Source organism: Methylopila musalis, from assembly GCF_042679725.1.
Taxonomy (GTDB): Bacteria; Pseudomonadota; Alphaproteobacteria; order Rhizobiales; family Methylopilaceae; genus Methylopila; species Methylopila musalis.
In genome coordinates this window covers 1-741 of record NZ_JBHTMX010000414.1, presented here as the reverse complement: position 1 = coordinate 741, position 741 = coordinate 1, and the positions used below count along the sequence as shown (strand labels likewise).

General features: G+C 77.5%; 2 protein-coding genes. Both read right to left on the bottom strand.

Going from position 1 to position 741, the window contains the following annotated elements; translation table 11 throughout:
• Positions 1–320: iron chelate uptake ABC transporter family permease subunit (locus ACFQ4O_RS18040; protein WP_378777809.1), on the bottom strand; the 320-nt coding region annotated here is incomplete at its 3' end.
• Positions 313–741: ABC transporter substrate-binding protein (locus ACFQ4O_RS18035; protein WP_378777807.1), on the bottom strand; the 429-nt coding region annotated here is incomplete at its 5' end. The genes ACFQ4O_RS18035 and ACFQ4O_RS18040, both read right to left, overlap by 8 nt.

The following is a 741-nucleotide window of genomic DNA, read 5'->3' as shown; positions in this document are numbered from 1 at the left end:
CCGAGCGCCCCGAGCCCCGGCGCGAAGGCCGCCGCCGCGCCAAGCGCGAGCTGCGCCCCGGCGAAGACGCCGAGGGTGGAAGGCTCCGCCAGCGGATTGTCGAGCGCCTGCTGCAGCAGCGCGCCGGACAGGCCAAGCGCCGCGCCGGCCAGCAGCGCCACCACGCCGCGCGGCAGGACGCTGTAGAACAGGAACGCCCGGTCGAGCGCGTCGCCGGACAGGCCGTCGAGGATCGGCCCGACCGACAGCGCCGCCGCGAGCCCCGCCAGCGCGGCCCAGATCAGCCACGGCGGAACGCGGCGCGAGAGGGCGTCAGGCATCCGGCAGAGCCCGGAGCCGTTCGGTGAGGAGGCGGGCGAAGCGCAGGGCCGCCGGCAGCGCGCCATAGGGGTTCACCGGCGCGAGCGTGACGAAGCGGCCCCCGGCGACCGGGGGCAGGGCGCGCCAGAGCGGGCTGTCGCGCACGCCGTCGAGCGCGGAAGGCGGCGTCGGGCCCACATTGACCACGATCGCGTCCGGCATGGCCGCGATCGCCTCGACGCCGACCGTCGGATAGGCGCCGAAGCGCGTCGGTTCGGCCCAGGCCGGCCGCAGCCCCAGCCGCGCCACCACGTCGCCGAACATGCTGTCGGCGCCGAAGGCACGGAAATGGCGGGAATCGCCGAGGTTCATCACCAGAACCCGGCGCCCGGCGAGCGGCGCCAGCGCCGCGCGCGCGGCGGCGAAGGCGGCCTCCGCCCG